The organism is Streptomyces sp. NPDC029956, assembly GCF_055574655.1.
Genome location: NZ_JBVHZJ010000001.1, coordinates 204,186 through 225,757, shown reverse-complemented (window position 1 = coordinate 225,757; position 21,572 = coordinate 204,186). Strand labels below are relative to the sequence as shown.

Genomic DNA, 21,572 nt, shown 5'->3' with positions numbered 1-21,572 from the left:
AACGTGCTCCGGGCCCTCGACGCCGTCTCCGCCGGGCGGGCGGAGGACGCGGTCCTCAGCGTCCGTGACCTGAGCGTCCGGTTCCGGCTGCGCGGCGGGCGGACCGTCGAGGCCGTCGCCGACGCCGGCTTCGACCTGGGTGCGGGGGAGTGCCTCGCCCTCGTCGGCGAGAGCGGGTGCGGCAAGTCCGTGCTGGCCTCCGCCCTCCTCGGGCTGCTCCCCGCCAACGCCGAGACCTCCGGTACGGCCCTGCTCGCGGGCCCCGGGGGCGCCGACGCGACCGACCTGCTCGCCGCCGACGAGAAGACCCTCGCCCGCACCGTGCGGGGCCGCCGCGTCGGGCTCGTGCCGCAGAGCCCCGCCGCCCACCTCACCCCCGTCCGCACCGTACGGTCCCAGCTGGAGGAGACCGTCCGCGCCCTCACCGGCACCTCCCGCCGGGCCCGCCGCAAGGCCGCCGAGGACGCCGCGGAGCGGGCCGCCTTCCCCGCCGGCCACCTCGACCGGTACCCGCACGAGCTGTCCGGCGGACTCGCCCAGCGTGCCGCCACCGCCCTCGCCCTCATCGGCGACGCGCGGCTGCTGCTCGCCGACGAGCCGACCACCGGCCTCGACCGCGACCTCGTCGACCGCACGGTGGACGAACTGCGCCGCCACGCCGCCGACGACCGGGCGCTGCTCCTCATCACCCACGACCTGGCCGCCGCCGCGCGCATCGCCGACCGCGTCGCCGTCATGTACGCGGGCCGGATCGTCGAAATCGCCCCCGCCCACCGGTTCTTCGGCCCCAGCGGCCCCCGCCACCCCTACGCCCGAGGTCTGCTCGACGCGCTGCCCGACCGGGCGTTCACCCCGATCCCCGGCATGCCGCCGGAGCTCTCCGCCCTGCCGGAGGGCTGCGCCTTCGCCCCGCGCTGCCCGCTGGCCACCGAACTCTGCTCCACCCGACCGGAGTTCACGGCCAACCTGGCCTGTCACCACCCGGAGCACCCCCGTGCTTGAACTCGACGCCGTCACCGCCGGATACGACCGGCGCGCCCCCGTCTTCCGGGGTGCCTCGCTCACCGTCGCCCCCGGCGAGTCGGTCGGACTCCTCGGCCCCAGCGGCTGCGGCAAGTCCACCCTCGCCCGCGTCGCGGCGCTCCTGCACCGCCCGGACGCGGGCCGTCTCGTCCTCGACGGCACCGAGGTCACAGCCTGGCGCCACCGTGCGCCGCGCGCACTGCGCACCGCCGTCGGCGTCGTGTTCCAGCAGCCCCGCACCGCCGCCGACCCCCGCCTCACCCTCGCCGACCTCCTCGTCGAACCCCTGCGGGCCACCGGCCGACGAGCCGAGGCGGCAGCGCGCCTCGCCGAACTCGCCCCGGCCGTCGGCCTCACCCCCGACCTGCTCGGCCGCCGCCCGCACGAGGTCAGCGACGGCCAGCTCCAACGCGCCTGCCTGGGCCGGGCCCTGGCCCTGCGCCCCCGCTGGCTGGTCTGCGACGAGATGACCGCGATGCTCGACGCCTCCACCACGGCCGCCCTGGTCGCCGCCGTCGAGACCTACCGCGAGGAGACCGGCGCGGGCCTCCTCGCCGTCGGCCACGACCGGGTCCTACTGCACCGCTGGTGCGAGCGTACGGTGGAATGGAAGGACTGCCTGCCCGCCGAGGAGAGCCCATGACCGTGGAGTCCCCGTGGACGCCGGCCGCCGAGGACGACCCCCTGGACGGTCTGCGCGCCGCCCTCGCCGCCGCCCCCTGCGGCTACGAGCCGCGATCGGGATACCAGGACCACTGCTGGATTCTCCACCCCGTGCACGACGAGGGCGTACGGCTCCGCTGGGACCAGGTCCTGGCCCGGGAGGGCCGGAGGCTCGCCGACTGGCCGGGCACCCTGTCGTACCTGGTCTTCGAGGGCGTGACGGGCGCGCACGACCTGGACGGGCCCGATCCGGCGGAGCTGGACCGCGCGACCCTCGCCCGGCTCGTCGGGCATCTGGCCAGAAGCGTGCCCTCGGGGTACGACACCCCGTGCGGTGCCGCGCAGGCCCCCGTGATGAACCGTCCGGGAGAGGTGCTGGCCGCCCGTCGGGGCCGGCTCGGTGACGCGCTCGCCCACCACGACACCACACCCGCGTTCCGGTTCCCCGCCACCTGGTGGGCCGCCGACGGGAGTTGGCTCGTCCTCAGCGACGTGGACCTGAATGCGACCGAGGTCTTCGGGACCGCCGCGCTGATCGAGGGGCTGCTCGCCGACCCGGAGCTCGACACCGTCCGCCGGCCGGGCATCGCCGAGACCCTCGGCGACTGAGCCCGGCCGAATCTCACCCGTATGGCCGCCCCGCCGTTCGCCCGGACGGACCGCGCATTCCGTCACACTGTCCGCCGAACGCCGCAATTCCGGTGCGGCGACGGAGGGACGTGAACGCGATGGCCGTTTCCATTTCTGTCGTGGTGCTGCTGCTGGTACTGGCCGTGATCTTCCTGCGCAACGGCGGACTCAAGGTCACCCATGCGCTCGTCTGTGCCCTGCTTGGCTTCTTCCTCGCCGGCACCAGCATGGCGCCGACCATCCACAACGGGGTCGCCGCCACCGCCAACGTGGTCTCCAGCCTCAACCCATGAGCATGGAGCGGCCATGAACTTCCCCTGAAACAAAGAGCAGTCGCATGTACATCTCACGGACTCGGGCCTAACGTCGCCGCCGGCGCGACAGTTCGTCAGCAACCCGAGGAGCCGCTGTGGCCACGCACCCGCCCCGAAGGCGAGCCCGCGCGCTCACGCTGACCGCGCTCGCCGCCGCCGTCCTGGCGGGGTCCGCCCCCGTGGCCCAGGCCGAGGGGATCCCCCTCGGCCTCGGCCACCGCCTGGTGGAGCACTACGAGGGCGCCCCGGCCACCGCGCGGCGCGTGCCGGGCAAGGGCACCGCCCAGCACCCGTACCTCGCCCCCAACGGGCGCAGCGGCATGCACGCCGACGGCGCGGGCAGCGGCACCCACCCCTACCCCGGGCCGCTCGGCATCGACCCGCGCGTGGACAGCGAGAAGATCGCCGCCGTCGGCGGCGAGTGCGCCACCGTCACCTTCGACTCCGGCGGCCGGCTCCTCACCGTGTGCGGCACCTTCAGCGGCTTCCTGCTGAAACTGCTCGACCCGCACACCCTCGACACCCTCGCCGAGTACAAGCTGCCGCAGCGCTCCTCGACCGTCGAGGCCATCACCCGCCTGGACTTCGAGAAGATCTTCAGGGACACGTCCGGCGGCGCCTACTTCTACCTCGACCACCGGGACCGGGTCGTCCTCGCCGACTCCCGGCAGCACATCCAGCGCCTCGCACACCGTCAGAAAGCGAACAGAGCCTGGGAGTTCGTCGTCGAGAACGACTGGGACCTCACCTCCCTCGTCCCGCACGACTGCGTCGGCTGGACCAACCTCTTCCCCGACGGTGTCTGCGACCCCGTCACCTCGGTCATGCCGGACTGGGCCGGCCGCATCTGGTGGGTCACCCGCCTGGGCCGCGTCGGCACCGTCGACCCGACGACGGGCGCGCTGCGGGCGATCCGGCTCGACGGCGAGGAGATCCAGAACTCCTTCTCCGTCGCCGAGGACGGCGTCTCCCTCGTCACCGACCACGCCCTGTACAGCTTCGACGCCGACGCGGACGGCGTCCCCCGGATGCGCCGACGCGACACGTACGACCGGGGGACCGGCACCAAGCCCGGGTCGGTGAACCAGGGTTCGGGCACCACCCCCGACCTCTTCGGCCTCCACGACGAGTACGTCGCCATCACCGACAACGCCGACGACCGGATGAACGTCCTCGTCTACCGCCGGGGCGCCGACGTCCCCGCCGCCGAACGTCTCGTCTGCAAGGTGCCGGTCTTCGGACCGGGAGCGTCCACCACCGACAACTCCCTGATCAGCTGGGGCAACAGCCTCGTCGTGGAGAACAACTACGGCTACGAGAACCCGAGTACGCTCCTCCTCGGCCGCAGCGTCGTCGGCGGCGCGACCCGGATCGACGTCCGCGCCGACGGCAGCGGCTGCGACACCGTCTGGGAGAGCGACGTCCGCTCGCCCTCGACGGTGCCCAAGCTCTCCACCGCCAACGGACTGCTCTACTTCTACGAGAAGCGCCCGCACGCCTGGGGCATCGACGCCTGGTACCTCACGGCCGTCGACTTCCGCACCGGCGACCGGGTCTTCAGCCGCTTCACCGGCACCGGCCTCGCGTACGACAACAACTGGGCCCCGATCACCCTCGGCCCCGACGGCACCGCGTACATCGGCGTCTTCAACGGCATCGTCGCGGTCCGCGACAGCGCCTGACCCGCACGCGCGCGCACGCACGGGGCCGCCCCGGGACCGCGGTCCCGGGGCGGATCGCGGTCTCCCGTACCGGTCAGACCATCTCGGGCATCTCGCCGACGGTGGTCCTGACGTCGATCACGGCGAACGCGGCGCCCTGCGGGTCCAGGATCGCCGCGAAGCGGCCGAACGGGCTGTCCATCGGCCCGAACACCTTCCGCCCGTTGAGGCGTTCGGCCGCCTCGACGGCCTTGTCGCAGTTGTCGACGGCGAAGTACACCTGGATGTAGGAGGGGATCTCCGGCGGGAAGTCCTCAGCCGTCATCACCATGCGCCCGAGCACCGGATCGGCGCCGAGGTCGAAGACCCGGTAGTCCATGTCCGGGTCCTGCATCTTCTTCGAGTTGTAGCCGAAGACGGTGGTGTAGAAGGGGTCGGCCTTCGCCGGCTCCCGGGTGAAGACCTCGGCCCAGACGTAGGCGCCGCTCTCACCCTCCAGCTCGAAGCCCTCGTGCCGGCCCGCCTGCCAGATGCCGAACACGGCGCCCGCCGGGTCCTGCGCGAGGCACATCGACCCGAAGTCGCCGACCTGCATCGGCTCCATCAGGACGGTGCCGCCCGCGGCCTTGATCTTCTCCGCCGTGGCGGCGGCGTCGGGAGAGGCGAAGTACAGACACCAGGTCGACTGCGCCTCACCGTCGTCCTGCCCCGGCATCGGCGGGACGACCGCCGCGACCGCCTTCCCGTTCCGGTACGCCTGCGTGTAGTTGCCGAATTCCGTGGAGGACTCGCCGAAGGTCCAGCCGAGCACGTCGCCGTAGAACGTCTTGGCGACCTCGACGTCCTTGAACATCGCGTCGGCCCAGACAGGCGTGCCTTCAGGTCGTACGGCCATGACGGTGACTCCCACTTCCGATTCGATGACGTGTTCCTGTGAGCCACGCTAGTCACGCTCGCCCCCGCCCGCTCGGTGACACGACGTGCCCGTTCCGAATGCTGCGACCATCGGAGCCATGAGGACACTGGGGGGTCACCCGATGATCGAGGTACCGGGGGGCCGGGTCACGCTCTCGGACCGGCGGACGGAACGAAGCTGGGCGGTCGACGTCGGCCCCTTCGCCCTGGGCGCCGCGCCCGTGACACAGGGACTGTACGAACAGGTCATGGACGCCCGGCCGAGCACCGCGCACGGCGACCGGCTCCCGGTCGAAGGGGTGTCCTGGGGCGACGCGATCCGCTTCTGCGACGCACTCTCCGTACGCGAGGGGCTCCGCCCCGCCTACCGCGTCCCGGCGGACGACGCCGACGCCGAGGCACCCGACTGGGACCGGACCGCCGACGGCTACCGCCTCCCCACCGAGGCCGAGTGGGAGCACGCCTGCCGCGCCGGGACCACGGAGCCGCGCTACGGCCCGCTCGACGAGATCGCCTGGTACCGCGGCAACTCCGGCGAACGCCTCCACGAGGCCGGCGGCCGGCGGCCCAACGACTGGGGCCTCCACGACATGCTGGGCAACGTCTGGGAGTGGTGCTGGGACGTGTACGACCCCGAGGTCTACGGCAGCTACCGGGTGCTGCGCGGCGGCGGCTGGTTCGACGAGCACTGGAGCTGCCGCGCCTCGGTCCGCCGCCGCAGCCACCCGACCCTGCGGATCGACGACGTGGGCTTCAGGCTCGCCCGCACCCTCCCGGGCTGAGCAGGCCGGAAGGGATCAGCCCGGCAGCCGGCCGAGCGAGTAGCGGTGGAACGGCCCGTCCGGCAACGGCAGCTCAGGCCGCCACATCCGCAGCACCTGGGCGGACGGCAGGAACAGCGCCTCAGGCAGCCGGTCGGGGTCCGTCCACACCCAGCGCTCGATCTTGTCCGGCTCGGCCGCGGCGGGCACGCCCCGGAAGCCCCGTACCGCCGTCGCGGCGGTGATCCGGGTCATCCGGTCGGAGGTGATCGAGTCCAGGACCAGCCCGATGACCTCCACGTCCACGGCGTCCGCGACGAGCGTCGTCTCCTCGGCCAGCTCGCGGACCGCCGCCTCCTCCACGGACTCACCCGGCTCGACCTGCCCGCCCGGCAGCTCCCACACCCCGGAGCGATGCAGCCCGAGCAGCACCCGGCCCGACTCGTCGGTCACCACGATCCCCGCACCGAGCGAGGCCCGGGCGGACGGCGGCTGGACATTGCGCTGGGCGGCTGCGGCCCCTTCGGCGGTACTCATGGCACCCCTTCTACCAGCAGCGTTCCCCGCGCCACAACGGCGCCGCGGAGCCGCCGGACACCCGACCTTCAGGCCCGGGTCACCGGGGGAACCACCGCGACCGGGCAGTGCGCGTGGTGCAGGACGGCGTGGGCGACCGAGCCGACGAGCAGCGAGCCGAACCGATGCCGGTGGTGACGGCCCACGACCAGCAGGCCGGCGTCCCGCGAGCCGTCCACGAGGAGGCCCGCCGCGTCCGCGGGCACCACCGTCGACACCAGCTCGACCTCCGGCCGACGCGCGACGAAGGGCCGCAGCCGTTCCTCCTGCTCCCGCGCGGCCTCCCGTACGAACGCCTCCGCGTGGTCGGCGAGGGGCAGCGGCGGGGGCACCTGGAGCGCCGGGGCGGGGGCCACGACGGGGGACGCCGGCTGAGGCGGCAGCCGGAGCGCCGTCACGGCCTCCAGCGGCACGCCCCGGTGCTCCGCCGCCTCGAACGCGAAGGCCACCACCTCGTCCGGAGTCTCCTCCGGGTGCAGCCCGAGCAGCACCCGGCCCGCCTCCGGCCCGCCCTCGACGGCGGCCGTACGGGCCTCGTGCGGGACGACGACGAGCGGACAGGGAGCCGTCGCGGCGAGCGAACGACTGGTCGAGCCGAGCAACAGGCTCGCGAAGCCGCCGTGCCCGCGGGAACCGGTGACCAGGAGCGCCGCGCCCCGGGCCGCCGCCGGCAGGGCGTCGGTCACGGAGCCGTCCAGCGAGTCGTACCGGACGGGCATGTCGTGCCCGCGCTCCTCGACGACCGTGCGTACGGCGTTCATGACCGTGTCGGGCAGCTCGGGGGACGGACCGAGGGAGGCGATGCGGGCGGCGCCGAGCTGGAGGGCGTCGGAGCGCACATGGGCCACCACCAGGGGTGATCCCAGGTGCTCGGCGGCGCTCAGGGCCCATGCGAGGGCCCGGAGACTGTGGTCGGACCCGTCCACGCCGACGACGACCGGCGGCTCGGACGCGGTGTTCGTGTCACTCATGAGGGAATGACTCCCGCGGCGGGGCGTCCGCCACACCCGTCAGGGCCGGTCACGCCCGGCGCCGCCGGGTGGGGAAACGGCACCGGACCGGTCCCTACGGGCGAAGCCGTCGGGACCGGTCCGGTGGTGAAGCGATGGAGCGCCCTGCCGAAGCGATCAGGCGCCCTGCGGGCCGCGCGCCGCCCGCTCCGCGTCGCGCTCCTTGATGCGGACGGTCTCCTTGCGGACCTCCGCCTGGGTGGCGCGCTCCTTCTGCAGCCACTCGGGCAGCTCCTGCCGGAGCTCCTCGATCTGCTCGGTGGTGAGGGGGTCGGTGATGCCGCCGCGGGCGAGACCGGCGATGGAGATGCCGAGCCGCTGCGCGACCACGGGGCGGGGGTGCGGACCGTTCTTCCGGAGCTCCTGGAGCCAGGCCGGGGGATCGGCCTGGAGCTCGTTCAGCTCGGTGCGCGAGACGACACCCTCCTGGAACTCTGCGGGGGTGGCCTCGAGGTACACACCCAGCTTCTTCGCCGCGGTGGCGGGCTTCATCGTCTGGGTGCTCTGGTGCGACGTCATGGTGTCAAGGGTATCGAGCGTGCGGGCGAGTTCCGACCACGGCAGCTACCGGTAACCTGGCGGAGTGACAGGCTCGGACGCTTCCCCCGCGGATTCCCCCTCATTCCCCTCCTCCTCCCCTTCCTCCTTCAGGCTCGCCTACGTGCCCGGAGTGACGCCCTCGAAGTGGGTGCGGGTCTGGAACGAGCGCCTGCCCGACGTACCCCTGACGCTGCTCGCCCTGACGCCCGCCGAGGCCTTCGGGGCACTCCGGGAGGGCGCGGCCGACGCGGGTCTGGTCCGGCTCCCGGTCGACCGGGACGACCTGAGCGCCATCCCGCTCTACACGGAGACGACGGTCGTCGTCATCCCCAAGGACCACCTGCTCGCGGCGGCGGAGGAGGTCACGGTCGAGGACCTCGCCGACGAGCTCGTCCTGCACCCGCTCGACGACACCCTCGGCTGGGAGCAGCTGCCCGGCCTGCCCGCGAACGAGCGCCCCGCGACGACCTCCGACGCGATCGAGCTGGTCGCGGCGGGCGTCGGCGTGCTGGCCCTGCCGCAGTCGCTCGCCCGGCTGCACCACCGCAAGGACCTCACCTACCGGACGCTGACCGAGGTCCCGCAGTCGCGGGTGGCCCTGTCGTGGCAGGCCGCGGACGAGGCGCCCGACCTGGTGGAGGAGTTCATCGGCATCGTGCGCGGTCGCACGGTGAACAGCACCCGGGGCCGCCGCGCCGAGGCCCAGAAGGGCCAGAAGCAGCCGAAGGACCAGAAGGAGCGGAAGTCCGGCGCCAAGCCCGGCCGGTCCGCGAAGCCGGGCGCGGGTTCGCGTACGGGCAAGCCCGCGGCCCGGAAGCCCGGCGCCGCCGGAGGCTCCGGCCGGGGCCGGACCGGCGGGAAGCCCCGCAAGCGCTCCTGACCCGCTGCCCGTCCGTACGGCGGACGCGGACCGCTCCGGCGGGCGGGTGCTCGGCATACTGACCCCTCCTGATCATCGAGATCACGCAGGAGGAGCTTTGGCCGCCAGTTTCAGGACCGTCGTCGAGGTGGGACCGGATCATCTCGCGCAGGCCCGGTCCATCGACCGGGTGTTCCAGGAGGCGATCGCGCCGGCGACCGTCAACTTCGACTTCGAGGCGATACGGGAGGCCGCCGCGGCCGTCCCGGACAGCACCGTGGTGAAGATGGTGCGGGGCTGGGGGCTCCAGGAGTACGCCCCCGTGCTGGTCATGGTCCTCTCCCTCAAGGAGGCCGTCCGGCAGGCGCTTCCGCCGGAGTGCGCGGAGGCCGGGTTCTGGGCCACCGTCGAGCGGGAGCTCGTCCAGGCCTTCACCGGTCTCGCCGCACAGGAGGGGCAGCCCGGTCTCTCCTTCTACGAGGAGTCGGGGGAGCGGACCCGGTTCTACCGGGACCTGTTCTTCGCCCTGCAGGACGAGGAGACCGGGGAGCACATGTACGCCCTCGCCTTCTGCGTCGACGTGACCGTCGAGCTGCCGAAGGCGCGGGCCGTCGCCCTGGAGCTGACGGACATCGTTCCGTTCGCGGTCCGGCTCAACGCGATCGTGGTCCGCCAGGCCCTGGACCTCGTGGCCTGACGTCCCACGCCGCGGTGGATCGCCGGCCCGCCGTCCCGGGCCGGACCTTCGGATCCGTCCGGGCTTCACACGTCGATGCGCCGCCGACCGTTCCGCGCCGCCGCGACGAGCTCCGGCACCGTGGCGAGTTTGACCCGCGGACGACCCGCGTCCTGTCCTTTCGCCCGCTCGGTCCTGTCGATGGCCGCGAGACCGCGCGCGTCGACGAGATGACGGCTGCGGCTCCTCGCCAGTCGGCGGAACTCCTGCGCCGTGCCCGTCGGCTTCGGCAGGGCGCCGGCGACCGCGTCGGCGAGCAGCGTCCCGACGGTCTCCTCCGCGCAGGCCCGGTTGGCCCCGATGCCGCCGGTGGGCCCGCGTTTGATCCAGCCGACGACATAGCCGCCGGGCAGCCCGGCCACCCGCCCGGCCTCGTGCGGCACCGTGCCGGTCGCCTCGTCGAAGGGCAGCCCCGCCAACTCGACCCCCCGGTAACCGATCGCCCGGACGAGGAGACCCGCCTCGATCTCCGTACCGGACGGCGCCCCGTCCTCCGTGACCCGGACCGCGCGGACGGCGTCGGTGCCGACGGCCTCGACCGGGGCCGAGTGGAAGCGGAGCACGATCCGGCGCCGGCCCGCTGCCGGGGGCCGCGTCCAGTCCACCGTCTCCCGCGTCACGTCCCGCAGCAGCGCCGCCCTGTCCCCGTCAGCCGCCGCGTCCACGCTCGCACCGGTGCGCGGGTCCCGGTCGTCGACGACCAGGTCCACGCCCGGGAGGTGCTTCAGGGCGAGCAGCTCGGGGCTCGTGTACGCCGCGTCCTGGGGGCCCCGGCGGCCGAGCAGCACGACCTCGCGCACGCGGGTGCCGCGCAGGGCGGCGAGGGCGTGGTCGGCGATGTCCGTGGCGGCGAGGGTGTCGGGGTCCGTGACGAGGATCCGGGCGACGTCGAGCGCCACGTTGCCGTTGCCGACGACCACGACCCGTTCGGCGGTGAGCCGGACGGCGTCCGCGCCGGTCTCGGGATGCGCGTTGTACCAGGAGACGACGGAGGTCGCCGAGACGCTGCCCGACAGGTCCTCGCCGGGGATGCCGAGCCGACGGTCGGCGGGCGCGCCCACCGCGTAGACCACCGCGTCGTGGTGTGCGGCGAGTTCCTCGACGGTGACCTCCTTGCCGATCTCCACCCCCAGACGCATCCGGACCCGGGGGTGGGTGTGGAAGCGGGCGAAGGCCTTCCCGGCCCCCTTGGTCGCCGGGTGGTCCGGCGCCACGCCGTACCGCAGGAGTCCGCCGGCCACCGGCAGCCGGTCGATGAGGGTGACCTCGGCGCTGGTGTGCAGGAGGAGGTCCTCGGCGGCGTACATGCCCGCCGGACCCGTGCCGACGACAGCGATCCGCAGCGGGGCGAAGTCGGCGGGCAGGGAGCGCGGGAACGTGGGTTGGCCCCACGGGTGGAAGTTGGGCGAGGCGAGGGCCGGCGGAGGCGTCCGGTCCGCGTAGTACTCGGCGTTGACGGCCTCGTATTCGCGCAGCCCTCCGGTGAGCCGGTCCGCCGGGAGGATCGCGTCGACGGGGCAGGCGTCGGCGCAGGCCCCGCAGTCGATGCAGGCCCTGGGGTCGATGTACAGCATCTCCGTGGTGCCGAAGTCCGGCTCCTCGGGCGTCGGGTGGATGCAGTTGACCGGGCAGACGGCGACGCAGGTGGCGTCGTTGCAGCAGGTCTGGGTGATCGCGTAGGTCATGTCGTCGGCTCTGCTCTGCTCGGCTCGGAGGGGTCAGACGAGGTGGGCGCGCTGGTAGAAGAAGAGCGCGGGCCGGGTCAGCATCCCGACGTCGGCGAGGAACTCCATCAGTCCGGAGCAACTGGCGCGCAGCTGTGCCTTGTAGTGCTCGTTGGCGGCCGCCTCGCGGCGGGCCCGCTCGGGGTCGAGGCCGGCCCGCACGTACACCTCCGGGTTCACCAGGCTGGTGATGATGTAGTACGCGGCGATGGCGACGACGAGCGCCTGGAAGTGCCGACGGGCCCTGCTCGCGCGGGCGAGGGCGCGGCGCGTCTCGTCCCGGGCGAACTTCATGTGCCGGGACTCCTCGACGACATGGATGTTGCTGATGGTGCGGACGAAGGGGACGACGCGCTCGTCGCGCATCCAGTCGCGCTGCATGACGTCGAGGACCTCCTCGGCGACGAGGATGCCGGCGTAGGCTGCCTCGCCGAAGCCGACGGTCTTCATGAAGCGGCCGAGTTCGAGGACGGCCCGCTTGGGCCGGTACGCGGGTGCGCCGAGCTTCTGGGAGCCGCGGGCGAACATGATCGAGTGTCGGCACTCGTCGGCGATCTCGGTGAGGGCCCACTGGAACCTGGGGTCGGTGTGGTCCATGCGGTAGATGTCGCGGAGCACCATCTGCTGGAGGATCATCTCGAACCAGATGCCGGTGCTGGCGACCGACGCGGTCTCCTGCCGGGTCAGCTCCTTGCGCTGCTCCTCGGTCATCTCGTTCCAGTAGGCCGTGCCGTAGAGGGAGTTCCACTCGGGGCTCTGGCCGTGGAAGTCCTTGTCGAGGGGCGTGTCCCAGTCGACCTCGACGGCGGGGTCGTACGACAGCTTCGCGGCCGACCGGAGCAGTCGCTCGGCCGTGGAGCTGTCGTACTGACCCTCGTTCTCCGGGCGAACGGTGCTGCTTGCCATGGTGCGGCTCCTTGGATCGCGCGATCGGCGGCTGGGGCGCTTATTAGACGTCGCGTCTAGCAAGCTTGTTAGACGGAAGGTATAGCAAGGCTCCCGGCCAGGCCTACCCCCCGGTACGGACTTTTTCCCGCGGGCACGCGAACGGGGCCGGAAACCCGGTGGGTTCCGGCCCCGTCACAGGGTCGCGTGGAGAGAGGACCTCAGTGTCAGAAGGTCAGGTTCCAGGCGTCGATCTTGCCCGTGTCCTGGCTCGCGTTGTCGTTCACGCGAAGCTTCCAGACACCGTTCGCGACCTCCGAGGAGGCGTTGACCGTGAAGGTCTGGACGATGTTGTCCGTGCCGCTGCCGGTCCGGTTGTGCACCGTGTAGACGGTGCCGTCCGGGGCCACCAGGTCGACCTTCAGGTCGCCGATGTAGGTGTGCTTGATGTCCACACCCACCTTGAGCGTGGCCGGGGCGTTGCCCGTCACGCCGCTGACCGTGATCGGGCTCTCGACCGTCGCGTTGTCGGCGACCGTCACGTCGGTGAGGTTCTCGAAGTACGCGCCGGGCGGCGGGGTGGTGCCCCCGACGGCCTTCAGAGCGTCGACCGCGCCCTCACCGAAGAAGCCGTTCTTGGTCGAGGTGCCCTTGCAGCGGGTGTCCGAGGGGCACGCGCGGTCCGTGGCCTGGACGCCCAGCTGGTCCCGGATCTGCGCCGGGGTGAACGTCGGGTTGGTGCTCGCGATCAGCGCCGCGACACCCGCCACGTGGGGGGAGGCCATCGAGGTGCCGCTCATGTTGCCGTACTTGCCGCCCGGCAGCGTCGAGTACACCTGGGTGGAACCGTCGCCGCCCGGCGCGGCGATGTCGACCACGCCGTTGCCGAAGTTCGAGTACGAGGCCTTGGCGCCGCCGCTGGCCTGCGAGGCGACCGTCACGACACCCGGGAGCTCCGTGGGGATGTCGATGCAGGCGTTGGTGATGGTGCGGGTGACCGGGGTCGAGTCGTTGGGGCTCTCGGAGTCGGTCGTCTTGTTCGCCAGGTCGTAGTTGGAGTTGCCGGCGGCGGCCACCTGGAGCGAACCCTTGCCCTCGGCGTACACCTGCGCCCGGCGGACACCCTCGATGATGGCGGCCTGGTCCAGGTTGTCCGGGCAGTTGAACTGCCACGGGTCCGTGTAGTAGCTGTTGTTGGTGACCTTGAAGCCGTGGTCACCGGCCCACATGAAGCCGCAGATCGTGTTCTCCGCGAAGAACAGGCTGCTGGTCGGCTCCGCGATGCGGACGGAGGAGATCTTCACGCCGGGCGCGACGCCGATGACGCCCTTGCCGTTCTTGGCGGCCGCGACCGTGCCCGCGACGTGCGTGCCGTGGGTGCCGACGTCACGCCAGGCGCCCGTGCGCGTGTCCGCCTTGCCGTAGGCGCAGGAGGCCGAGTCGGCGGCGTTGAAGTTGGGCGCGATGTCCTGGTGCTGGTCGTCGACGCCGGTGTCGAGGACACCGACCTTCACCGTCGCCGAACCGGTGGTGACCGCCCAGGCCTGCTCGGCCTTGATCTGCGTCATGTCCCAGCGGTTCGACTCCGTGAGCGTGGTCGTCGACTGCGAGGGGTTGGCCGGGAGCGCCGGGTTGTAGGCGTCGGCGGGGACGTCCGAGGTACGGGTCGCCCCGACCTGCTGGACACCGCCGACGGTGCGCATCGCCGAGGCGAACGACGTGGACGTCGAGTGCGCCACGATCACGCCGATCGCGTCATAGGCGGCGAAGACCGAACCGCCGTTGCTCGTGACCGCGCCGGTGACCGCCGAGGTGCCGCCGGGGGCCGTGATCACCAGGTACGCGCGGGTGCCCGCGGCCCAGGCGGCCGGAGCCGCCGCCGGTGTCGTCGTGGTGGTGCTCTGCGTCGCCCCCGCCGAACGGGCCGCGACGGGCTCCGTGTCGGTCGGTGCTGCCTGGGCGAATCCCGCGGGAGCGGCGAGCGCGACGGTCGTACCGAGCGCCGCGGCGGCCATGGCCGACGTTCTCAACCGGCTGGATATGAGGGAAAACAATGCGTCCTCCGATGACCCGGTGGCGCGGGTGGCGCCCGCCGGGCCCTGTGATGTGTGGGGTGGACGCAAGATCCCAGAGTCGCGAGGCGGAAGGAAGCGTTCAGCCCGAGAAGCCCGTTCGCGTTACGCACTGTTGACCGAGAGGGGCGATTTACTGGACAGGTGTCCATGTATGATGGACGTCTGTCCAGGAAATCCGGACAGGGTGAACGGTGAGGAGACGACGGTGGAGACGACGGCGAACGTGCTGGTGGGCCTGGTGGCCGCCCTGCACGCGTACATCCTGGTTCTGGAGATGTTCCTGTGGGAGAAGAAGCCGGGGCGCGGCCTCTCCGGCTTCGACGCCGACATGGCCCGCGCCACCGCGCCGCTCGCCGCGAACCAGGGCCTCTACAACGGCTTCCTCGCCGCCGGACTCGTCTGGGGTCTGATCGCCGACGACCCGACCGGCTTCCGGGTCCAGGTCTTCTTCCTCGGCTGCGTCGTCATCGCCGGTCTGTACGGCGGTGCCACCGCCAACCGCCGCATCCTGGTCGCCCAGGCACTCCCGGGAGCGCTCGCCCTCGGCGCCGTCCTGCTCAGCCGGTGACCCGGCCGTGACCGCCACACCCGGTGACCCCCGGGCGGCCAGGACGCGGGCGAAGCTGCGCCGGGCCCTCTTCGACGAGTGCGCCGAGCGCCCGCTGGCCGATGTCACCATCGCCACGCTGGTACGCCGGGCCGGCGTCGGCCGTGCCACCTTCTACGTCCACTACGGCGATCTGGAGGCGCTCGCCGTCGACGCCTGCGCCGATGTCGTCCGCGACGCCGTGGACGCCCTGCACGCCTGGCGCGGCACCCCCGACCCGGCGTCCCCGCCGCCCGCACTGCTCGGCTTCCTCGCCGAACTGGCCCCGCACGCGGGCCTCTACCGGGAGCTGCTGCGGCCGGGCGGCGGCGGACCGCTCGGCCTCGTGCTCCACGAGGACCTGCGGGCCCGCAGCTTCCACGAGCGCAGCCTGGCCGGGGCCCCGGAACCGGAACTGATCGCCTCGGCCGTGGCCGCGACCTTCGCCGGCGTGCTCGCCGACTGGCTCCACGGCCTGGTGGAGGGCGACTCCGACCGGATCGCCCACCAGATCTGGCGCCTGGTCGTCACCCTCCACCGCACGCCGCTGGGGTAGCCGGAGCCGCTGGACGCGGTCAGGGGCGGGAGTGGCACTCCCGCCCCTGAGAGCGCGTCGGGGGCGGCTGTCGCCCCCGACGCCACGTCGGCTACCTCAGGTACGGGCCCGCGACGCCGATCCTGCCCGGGCCGTTCAGGACGTACACCCGCAGGTTGCCCTTGCCCGGCGCGCCGACCGAGAGCGTGCCGTTGGTGACGGTCTTCACGTCACCGGTGACCGCGTCGGTGTACGTGCCGTTCGGGATGCCGTTGTACGTGGCGCCGCCCGTGATCGTGACCAGGGCGAAGCTGTCCGTGCTTCCGCTGGTGTAGCGGCGCTTGAACGCCATGCCGCCCGAGACGCCCTCCGTGGAGTACTGGCCCATCTGGAGCGCGGGGACCGCCCGGCGGATCTGGTTGAGCCGCTGCACGTGCTTCACCAGGGGCTGCTCCAGCGTGGTCGCGACCGCTCCGGATGCCGCGGAGACCTGGGAGAAGTCCGAGGCCGTGACCGAGCCGGCGACGTGGGCGCCGAAGTACGCGCGCCCGGTCGTGGCCAGCGGGCAGGACGGCCCGCAGTCGATCTTCTGGCCCTTCTGGAACTCGATCTCGGAGCCGTAGTACAGCGTCGGGATGCCGCGGAAGGTCCACATCAGGGACATGTTCTCGGCCCAGGCGTCGGTGCCGCCGGTGTACCGCTCGCTCGACTTGTTGGGTCCGTAGTCGTGGCTGTCGACATAGACGACGTTGTAGGTGGCGTCGTTGTAACTGTCGTCCGAGTCCTTGCCGTTGAAGAAGGCGTTGGACGCGTCACCGAAGTTCATGTGCATGCGCATGTCGATGACGTTCATGCCGGAGAAGCGGCTGTGGTCGGGCGTGTGGTAGCTGTTCCCGCTCAGGAAGGCGTTGGTGGAGGTGGGCTGGCTGCCCGTGCCCTGCTGCTGCTCGTAGTCGTACATCTCCAGCGCGGCCTTGGTGTCGTCCGCGTCGTACTCCTTGCGCTCCTTCCAGGTGAAGAACTGCGCCGAGTGGTTCACCGAGCCGCGGTTCCACTTGTCGTTGACAAAGGCGGCGACCTCGCCGAACACGAAGAAGTTCTTCGCGGCCTCGGCGCCGTGGCTCTGCGTCACCCGCTCCTGGATGGCGGGCAGGAAGCGGCGGTTCCAGGTGGTGCGCGGGATGTGCACGGCCGTGTCGACGCGGAAGCCGTCGACGCCCATGTCGATGTACTTGTTGTAGGCGCCGATCAGATAGTTCTGGACGGTCGGGTTCTCGGTGTTGAAGTCGGCCAGGTCCTCGTGCAGCCAGCACGAACGGGAGTCCTCGCCCTCCCAGTTGCCGATCCAGCACTGGTGGAAGAGGGCCTTCGGGAACATCCCGGACGTCGGGCTCGGCCACTGGCAGTTGTAGACCGTGTAGCCCTCGGCGCTCCTGCCGCCGGTGGGCTTGCCCCAGTTGAGGCAGGTGTTGCCGGTCGGCTCGGCCGTCGACCACAGGTCGCCGTTGTAGTACGACTTGCCGGTCTTCGCGTCGATCGTCAGGCCGTCGTACTCGAAGCCGGGCTGCTTCTCGTCGTAGTACCAGCTCCACTGGCTGTCCCGCACGCCGTACACCGTGGGCGTGAACAGGCCCTTGGCGCCCCAGCGCGAGGAGTGGTTGTAGACGACGTCCTGGTAGATCTTCATGCCCTTGGCGTGGGCGGCGTCGATCAGGTCCTGGTACGAGGCGCCGGCCGACTCGAGGCGCGGGTCGACCTTGTAGAAGTCGTAGCCGTGGTACCCGTGGTAGTCGTAGTCGGACCGGTTGAGCACCACCGGGGTCACCCATATCGCCGAGAAACCGAGGCCCTTGACGTAGTCCAGCTTCTGGATGAGGCCCTTGAAGTCGCCCCGGAACATGGGGTCGTCGTCGGCCGCGTTGCCCGACTTGACGTGTTGGCTGCCGCCGCGGTTGTTCGACGGATCGCCGTCGTTGAAGCGGGCGGTGAGCACGAAGTAGATCGGGTCCTTGCGCGGGTCGGTGCCGAGCGGCTTCCCCGTGGCGGGATTCGCCGGCCTGTCCCCGGTGGTGGCCGTCGCGGGCGCCGAGGCGGCGGAGACGTTGCCCGCCGCGTCCACGGCCTTCACCGTGTAGGTGTACGCGGTCCGTTCGGCGAGTCCCGTGTCGGAGAAGACGGTGGAGCCGACATCGGTGACGACCGTTCCACCGCTGCCGCCGACCCGCGTGACCTGGTACCTCGTCACGCCCTTGTCGTCGGTGGCGGGGTCCCAGGCGAGCAGGACCGAGACGCCGTCCGCGGCGGCGGTGACCTTCGTGGGGGCGGTCGGGGCCTGGGTGTCGGGCACCTCGGCGACGCACGGATCGGCCGCGTTCGCCGTCACCGCGTTGTTCCGTACGGTGCTGACGCCCGCGCCGATCGTGTAGTCGGCGCCGCCGTTGTTGTCCCAGGTGCCGTTGCCGTTGTTGAACGCGGCCTTGAGGGAGGTGGCCGTGCCGAGATCGACCTCCCGCTTCCACCAACCGGCGCAGGCGGACTGCATGCCGACACCGGGGACCGTGGTCCAGGCGCCGCCCGCCGGCTGGTAGTGGATGTTGGCGGTCGACCAGCCCAGTGCCTCGGTCGAGTAGTAGACCGTGGCCTTCGCTCCCGCCGTCGGGGTCGGTTCGGGCTCGGTTCCGGCGCAGGGGTCCGAGTGGGCGACCACCCCGTCCTTGACGGTGATCGCGCCGGTGCCGAGGGCGTAGTTCCTGCCGCCGTTGTTGTCCCAGGTGCCGCTGCCGTTGTTGAAGGTCGCCTGGAGACCGGTGGCCGTTCCGAGGGTGACGGTCTTCTTCACCCAGTCCGTACAGGCGGCCTCCATGGCCACGCCGGGGACGGTGGTCCAGGAGCCGCCGTCCGGGGTCCAATGGAGGTTGTACCGCGTCCAGTTCCTGGTCTTCGTCCAGTAGAAGACCGTCGTTGTGTTCTCGGCGGTGGCGGCGACCGCGGCCGTGCGCGGGTCGGTGTCCGAGGCGGCGCCGCCGGACGGTGCGGCCACCAGACCGAGGACGCCGGCGGCGATCGCCAGGGCGGCCGACGGCCGTAGCGGAAGCCGTCGGTGAGTGGGTGTCAGTCCGCGGGTGCGAGTCATCCGAATCTCCAGGCAGGTCCGCGCGTCACCGGGCAGAGCTCTGCCCCGGACCGGAGTCGAAGCTCTCTGGAAACGCTGTCGGAAACTTGCAGAAACTTCTTGCGTGGCCGGAACGTATCGCTGGCCCTCCCCGTCGTAAAGGGTTCTGACGAAGTCCGCGGGTGTGAAAGTGTGGAAGTGTGATCGCCCCTGTGGGTCACGCCGGTGACGAAGGAAGGCGATCGATGAAGCTGCCCGGCCCGCTGTACCCCCTCAATGAACTGCTGGCCTTTCTCCTGGAGTTGGCGGCCCTCGCCGTACTCGCCTGGTGGGGGTGGGAGAGCGCGGAGTCGATCGTTCCGCGCCTCCTGCTCGCTGTCGCGGCGCCCACGGCGGCCGCCGTGCTGTGGGGGCTCTTCGCCGCCCCGAAGGCCCGGTTCAAGATGCCGGTGGCGGCTGTTCTCGCTGTGAAGGCGCTGGTGTTCGGTGCCGCGGCGGCGGCCCTTCTCGCCCTGAAGGGGTCCGGCTGGGCGATCGCCTTCGCCGTCGTCGTGGTGGTCAACACGACCCTCGCGACGCTCGATCGCCGCGAGCGCGCGGCACTCTGACGGGATGCCGGAAGCGAGGCCTTGCGGAGTGCGGCCGTCGGGAGTGCGGCCTTCGGAAGCGAGGTCGTCGGGAGTGCGGCCGGGGCCGGCGGTCGGGGGCGTGGCCGGGACTTGTCGTCGGGGCGCGGCCGGGACCGGCCGTCAGGGGTGCGGCCGGGGCCGGCCCGCCGGTGGTGACGTCGGGGCCGGTCCGTCAGGGGCGCGGCCAGGGGCGCCCCTCCAGTCGCTCGATGTCCCGGTTGAAGCGCTCCAGGAAGGCCGCGAAGCGGGCCACGTCCTCCGGTGACCAGCTCTCCATGACCCGGTCGAGCCCCTCGAGGTTCGAGGTCCGGTCCGCCTCCAGGCGCCGCTCGCCCTCCTCCGTGATGCGGAACTTCCGGGCGATCCCGCCCTCCGGGTCGGGGATGCGCTCCACGACCCCGGCGCGCAGCATCGCCGCGGTCTGCCGGTTGAGGGTGGAGGCGTCGAGCCCGAAGGCCTCGCTGAGCTGCCCGATGGACATCGGTCCGTGCATGCGGATGCGGCTGAGCAGGACGTATGCGCTGCGGTCCAGGTGGCCGCCGGCGGCCCGGGAGCGGGGCGCGTACAGATGGGCGTGCCGACCGAGCAGCATGGTCTCGAACTCGACCAGGTGAAGGGGTTTGTCCTCGGGCTTGTCCATGAGGCCATTGTCCCTCGCCGTGATCGAATGTGCATCATGCATGCCTTGTGTATGACACCATAAATGTGCACTATGCATATGGAGCCATGGTGGACGACCGCCGTGGACGATCGAGGGAGAACACGTGGACGGCACCAAGCCCGACGCCCGACCCGGAGGCGTCGTCGGCGTCCTCGCGCTCGCGGGCATCGTGGCCGCACTCATGCAGACCCTGGTGGTGCCGCTCATCGGCGACCTCCCCGAGCTGCTCGACACCAGCGCGTCCAACGCCTCCTGGGTGATCACCGCCACCCTGCTCGCGGGCGCCGTCGCCACCCCGGTGGCCGGCCGGCTCGGCGACACCCTCGGCAAGCGACGGGTCCTCCTCGTCTCCGTGATCCCGCTGATCGCCGGCTCGGTGGTCTGCGCGCTCGCCTCCTCCGTGGTCCCGATGATCGTCGGACGCGGGCTCCAGGGCCTCGGCATGGGCGTCGTCCCGCTCGGCATCAGCCTGCTGCGCGACATCCTGCCGCCGGAGAAGCTGGGCGGCTCCATCGCCCTGATGAGCGCCTCGATGGGTGTCGGCGGCGCCCTCGGCCTGCCGTTCTCCGCGGCCGTCGCCGAGAACGCCAGCTGGCGCGTCCTCTTCTGGGTCGCCGCCGCACTCAGCGTCGTGGTCGGCCTCCTGATCTGGCGCGTCGCACCCGTGGGACGCCGCGCCGCCGCGCCCGGCCGGTTCGACGTACCCGGAGCGCTCGGCCTCGGCGTCGGCCTGGTCGCCCTGCTGCTCGCCGTCTCCAAGGGCGCGACCTGGGGCTGGGGCAGTGGCACCACCCTCGGTCTCTTCGCCGTCGCCGTGGTCGTCCTGCTCGCCTGGGGCCGGTGGGAACTGCGGACCCGTGACCCGCTCGTCGACCTGCGCGTCACCGCCCGCCCGGTGGTCCTGATGACCAACCTGGCGTCGATCCTGGTCGGATTCGCCATGTACGCGCAGTCGCTGGTCGTCCCGCAGCTCTTCCAGTTGCCCGAGGCGACCGGTTACGGCCTCGGCCAGTCCATGATGGCCATGGGCCTCTGGATGGCCCCGGCGGGCCTGATGATGATGGTCCTCGCACCCCTCGGCGCCACGCTCTCGGCCGCCCGCGGCCCCAAGGTCACGCTCTCCGTCGGCGCCCTCGTCATCGCCGTCGGATACGGCTCCTCACTCGTCCTGATGGGCACCACCTGGGGCCTGCTCGTCGTGACCCTCATCTGCAACACCGGAGTGGGACTCGCCTACGGGGCCATGCCGGCGCTCATCATGGGTGCCGTCCCGCAGGAGGAGACCGCGTCCGCGAACAGCTTCAACACCCTGATGCGGTCCATCGGCACCTCCGTCTCCGCCGCCGTGATCGGTGTCGTCCTCGCCCAGATGACCATCACCCTCGGCGACCACGCACTGCCCTCCGAGGACGGCTTCCGCGTCGCCATGCTCATCGGCTGCGGTGTCGGCCTGGTGGCCGCGGTCGTCGCCGCGCTCATCCCGAGCAGGCACGCCGCCGCGCCGGCCACCGGCGACCCGGCGGGCAAGGACCCGGGGGCCGCGCCCCGCGCCACCGCCACCGAGGCCGCCGCCTGAGCCACCCGAGCGAACGGTGGGGGGGGGGGGGGGGGGGGGGGGGGGGGGGGGGGGGGGGGAGGGAAGGGGGGGGGGGGGGGGGGGGGGGGAGGGGAAGGGGG

The 21,572-nt window shown here is 72.0% G+C and carries 21 protein-coding genes; 12 read left to right on the top strand and 9 right to left on the bottom strand.

What is annotated here, in order from left to right; genetic code table 11:
* Window positions 1-3 precede the first annotated feature (3 nt).
* The 5 genes from ACZ4XX_RS00820 to ACZ4XX_RS00800 all read left to right on the top strand — a co-directional run bounded on the left by ACZ4XX_RS00820 (window position 4) and on the right by ACZ4XX_RS00800 (window position 4,312).
* On the top strand, window positions 4-1,002 hold the full coding sequence (locus ACZ4XX_RS00820; RefSeq protein WP_468505931.1) for an ABC transporter ATP-binding protein: 999 nt from the start codon (window positions 4-6) through the stop codon (window positions 1,000-1,002).
* A complete protein-coding gene (locus ACZ4XX_RS00815) occupies window positions 995-1,666 on the top strand; it encodes an ABC transporter ATP-binding protein (RefSeq protein WP_468505840.1) in 672 nt (223 codons plus the stop codon). The genes ACZ4XX_RS00820 and ACZ4XX_RS00815 overlap by 8 nt, the downstream gene beginning before the upstream one ends.
* On the top strand, window positions 1,663-2,295 hold the full coding sequence (locus ACZ4XX_RS00810) for a hypothetical protein (RefSeq protein WP_468505839.1): 633 nt from the start codon (window positions 1,663-1,665) through the stop codon (window positions 2,293-2,295). The genes ACZ4XX_RS00815 and ACZ4XX_RS00810 overlap by 4 nt, the downstream gene beginning before the upstream one ends.
* 119 nt (window positions 2,296-2,414) lie before the next feature.
* Window positions 2,415-2,609: a hypothetical protein gene (locus tag ACZ4XX_RS00805; RefSeq protein WP_073905938.1), complete on the top strand. Its 195-nt coding sequence runs from the start codon at window positions 2,415-2,417 to the stop codon at window positions 2,607-2,609.
* Window positions 2,610-2,725: 116 nt separating this feature from the next.
* Window positions 2,726-4,312, top strand: a complete 1,587-nt coding sequence (locus ACZ4XX_RS00800; RefSeq protein WP_468505838.1) for a hypothetical protein — start codon at window positions 2,726-2,728, stop codon at window positions 4,310-4,312.
* 73 nt (window positions 4,313-4,385) lie between these two features.
* On the opposite strand, the gene ACZ4XX_RS00795 is transcribed toward ACZ4XX_RS00800, so the two are convergent.
* Window positions 4,386-5,186, bottom strand: a complete 801-nt coding sequence (locus ACZ4XX_RS00795) for a VOC family protein (RefSeq protein WP_468505837.1) — start codon at window positions 5,184-5,186, stop codon at window positions 4,386-4,388.
* Window positions 5,187-5,304: 118 nt separating this feature from the next.
* Between ACZ4XX_RS00795 and ACZ4XX_RS00790 the strand changes: the two genes are divergently transcribed.
* Window positions 5,305-5,988, top strand: coding sequence for a formylglycine-generating enzyme family protein (locus ACZ4XX_RS00790; protein WP_468505836.1), 684 nt, complete (start codon window positions 5,305-5,307; stop codon window positions 5,986-5,988).
* A 15-nt stretch (window positions 5,989-6,003) separates the two neighbouring features.
* Here ACZ4XX_RS00790 and ACZ4XX_RS00785 read toward each other — a convergent pair whose 3' ends face one another.
* The 3 genes from ACZ4XX_RS00785 to ACZ4XX_RS00775 all read right to left on the bottom strand — a co-directional run bounded on the left by ACZ4XX_RS00785 (window position 6,004) and on the right by ACZ4XX_RS00775 (window position 8,072).
* Complete coding sequence (locus ACZ4XX_RS00785) at window positions 6,004-6,504, bottom strand: nucleotide triphosphate diphosphatase NUDT15 (protein WP_468505835.1); 501 nt, start codon at window positions 6,502-6,504, stop codon at window positions 6,004-6,006.
* 68 nt (window positions 6,505-6,572) lie between these two features.
* On the bottom strand, window positions 6,573-7,514 hold the full coding sequence (locus tag ACZ4XX_RS00780) for a universal stress protein (protein WP_468505834.1): 942 nt from the start codon (window positions 7,512-7,514) through the stop codon (window positions 6,573-6,575).
* 156 nt (window positions 7,515-7,670) lie between these two features.
* Window positions 7,671-8,072, bottom strand: a complete 402-nt coding sequence (locus tag ACZ4XX_RS00775; RefSeq protein ID WP_468505833.1) for a DUF5997 family protein — start codon at window positions 8,070-8,072, stop codon at window positions 7,671-7,673.
* A gap of 64 nt (window positions 8,073-8,136) precedes the next feature.
* On the opposite strand from ACZ4XX_RS00775, the gene ACZ4XX_RS00770 reads away from it, so the two are divergent.
* Both ACZ4XX_RS00770 and ACZ4XX_RS00765 read left to right on the top strand, forming a co-directional pair.
* Window positions 8,137-8,973, top strand: coding sequence for a LysR family substrate-binding domain-containing protein (locus ACZ4XX_RS00770; protein ID WP_468505832.1), 837 nt, complete (start codon window positions 8,137-8,139; stop codon window positions 8,971-8,973).
* A 97-nt stretch (window positions 8,974-9,070) separates the two neighbouring features.
* Window positions 9,071-9,649, top strand: coding sequence for a type-2Aa cytolytic delta-endotoxin (locus ACZ4XX_RS00765; RefSeq protein WP_030313032.1), 579 nt, complete (start codon window positions 9,071-9,073; stop codon window positions 9,647-9,649).
* 65 nt (window positions 9,650-9,714) lie between these two features.
* On the opposite strand, the gene ACZ4XX_RS00760 is transcribed toward ACZ4XX_RS00765, so the two are convergent.
* The 3 genes from ACZ4XX_RS00760 to ACZ4XX_RS00750 all read right to left on the bottom strand — a co-directional run bounded on the left by ACZ4XX_RS00760 (window position 9,715) and on the right by ACZ4XX_RS00750 (window position 14,312).
* Window positions 9,715-11,373: an FAD-dependent oxidoreductase gene (locus ACZ4XX_RS00760; RefSeq protein WP_468505831.1), complete on the bottom strand. Its 1,659-nt coding sequence runs from the start codon at window positions 11,371-11,373 to the stop codon at window positions 9,715-9,717.
* Window positions 11,374-11,406: 33 nt separating this feature from the next.
* A complete protein-coding gene (locus tag ACZ4XX_RS00755) occupies window positions 11,407-12,318 on the bottom strand; it encodes an AurF N-oxygenase family protein (protein WP_468505830.1) in 912 nt (303 codons plus the stop codon).
* A gap of 206 nt (window positions 12,319-12,524) precedes the next feature.
* Window positions 12,525-14,312: a S8 family peptidase gene (locus tag ACZ4XX_RS00750; RefSeq protein ID WP_468505829.1), complete on the bottom strand. Its 1,788-nt coding sequence runs from the start codon at window positions 14,310-14,312 to the stop codon at window positions 12,525-12,527.
* 265 nt (window positions 14,313-14,577) lie between these two features.
* On the opposite strand from ACZ4XX_RS00750, the gene ACZ4XX_RS00745 reads away from it, so the two are divergent.
* Window positions 14,578-14,940 (top strand): DUF1304 domain-containing protein, encoded by a 363-nt coding sequence (locus tag ACZ4XX_RS00745; RefSeq protein WP_468505930.1) that lies wholly within the window; start codon window positions 14,578-14,580, stop codon window positions 14,938-14,940.
* 7 nt (window positions 14,941-14,947) lie between these two features.
* Complete coding sequence (locus ACZ4XX_RS00740) at window positions 14,948-15,514, top strand: TetR/AcrR family transcriptional regulator (RefSeq protein ID WP_468505828.1); 567 nt, start codon at window positions 14,948-14,950, stop codon at window positions 15,512-15,514.
* 91 nt (window positions 15,515-15,605) lie between these two features.
* Here ACZ4XX_RS00740 and ACZ4XX_RS00735 read toward each other — a convergent pair whose 3' ends face one another.
* On the bottom strand, window positions 15,606-18,626 hold the full coding sequence (locus ACZ4XX_RS00735; protein ID WP_468505827.1) for a carbohydrate binding domain-containing protein: 3,021 nt from the start codon (window positions 18,624-18,626) through the stop codon (window positions 15,606-15,608).
* Between the two features lie 224 nt (window positions 18,627-18,850).
* On the opposite strand from ACZ4XX_RS00735, the gene ACZ4XX_RS00730 reads away from it, so the two are divergent.
* A complete protein-coding gene (locus tag ACZ4XX_RS00730) occupies window positions 18,851-19,213 on the top strand; it encodes a YrdB family protein (RefSeq protein ID WP_468505826.1) in 363 nt (120 codons plus the stop codon).
* Window positions 19,214-19,406: 193 nt separating this feature from the next.
* On the opposite strand, the gene ACZ4XX_RS00725 is transcribed toward ACZ4XX_RS00730, so the two are convergent.
* A complete protein-coding gene (locus ACZ4XX_RS00725) occupies window positions 19,407-19,874 on the bottom strand; it encodes a MarR family winged helix-turn-helix transcriptional regulator (RefSeq protein ID WP_468505825.1) in 468 nt (155 codons plus the stop codon).
* A 124-nt stretch (window positions 19,875-19,998) separates the two neighbouring features.
* Here ACZ4XX_RS00725 and ACZ4XX_RS00720 point away from each other — a divergent pair, with 124 nt between their 5' ends.
* Window positions 19,999-21,471 (top strand): MFS transporter, encoded by a 1,473-nt coding sequence (locus ACZ4XX_RS00720; protein WP_468505824.1) that lies wholly within the window; start codon window positions 19,999-20,001, stop codon window positions 21,469-21,471.
* Window positions 21,472-21,572: the final 101 nt, after the last annotated feature.

Bases quoted from the DNA above. Each gene is read 5' to 3' on its own strand.
- ACZ4XX_RS00810 (WP_468505839.1), top strand. From the start codon at position 1,663: ATGACCGTGGAGTCCCCGTGGACGCCGGCCGCCGAGGACGACCCCCTG.
- ACZ4XX_RS00805 (WP_073905938.1), top strand. From the start codon at position 2,415: ATGGCCGTTTCCATTTCTGTCGTGGTGCTGCTGCTGGTACTGGCCGTG.
- ACZ4XX_RS00795 (WP_468505837.1), bottom strand. From the start codon at position 5,186: ATGGCCGTACGACCTGAAGGCACGCCTGTCTGGGCCGACGCGATGTTC.
- ACZ4XX_RS00790 (WP_468505836.1), top strand. From the start codon at position 5,305: ATGAGGACACTGGGGGGTCACCCGATGATCGAGGTACCGGGGGGCCGG.
- ACZ4XX_RS00785 (WP_468505835.1), bottom strand. From the start codon at position 6,504: ATGAGTACCGCCGAAGGGGCCGCAGCCGCCCAGCGCAATGTCCAGCCG.
- ACZ4XX_RS00780 (WP_468505834.1), bottom strand. From the start codon at position 7,514: ATGAGTGACACGAACACCGCGTCCGAGCCGCCGGTCGTCGTCGGCGTG.
- ACZ4XX_RS00775 (WP_468505833.1), bottom strand. From the start codon at position 8,072: ATGACGTCGCACCAGAGCACCCAGACGATGAAGCCCGCCACCGCGGCG.
- ACZ4XX_RS00760 (WP_468505831.1), bottom strand. From the start codon at position 11,373: ATGACCTACGCGATCACCCAGACCTGCTGCAACGACGCCACCTGCGTC.
- ACZ4XX_RS00755 (WP_468505830.1), bottom strand. From the start codon at position 12,318: ATGGCAAGCAGCACCGTTCGCCCGGAGAACGAGGGTCAGTACGACAGC.
- ACZ4XX_RS00750 (WP_468505829.1), bottom strand. From the start codon at position 14,312: ATGGCCGCCGCGGCGCTCGGTACGACCGTCGCGCTCGCCGCTCCCGCG.
- ACZ4XX_RS00735 (WP_468505827.1), bottom strand. From the start codon at position 18,626: ATGACTCGCACCCGCGGACTGACACCCACTCACCGACGGCTTCCGCTA.
- ACZ4XX_RS00730 (WP_468505826.1), top strand. From the start codon at position 18,851: ATGAAGCTGCCCGGCCCGCTGTACCCCCTCAATGAACTGCTGGCCTTT.
- ACZ4XX_RS00725 (WP_468505825.1), bottom strand. From the start codon at position 19,874: ATGGACAAGCCCGAGGACAAACCCCTTCACCTGGTCGAGTTCGAGACC.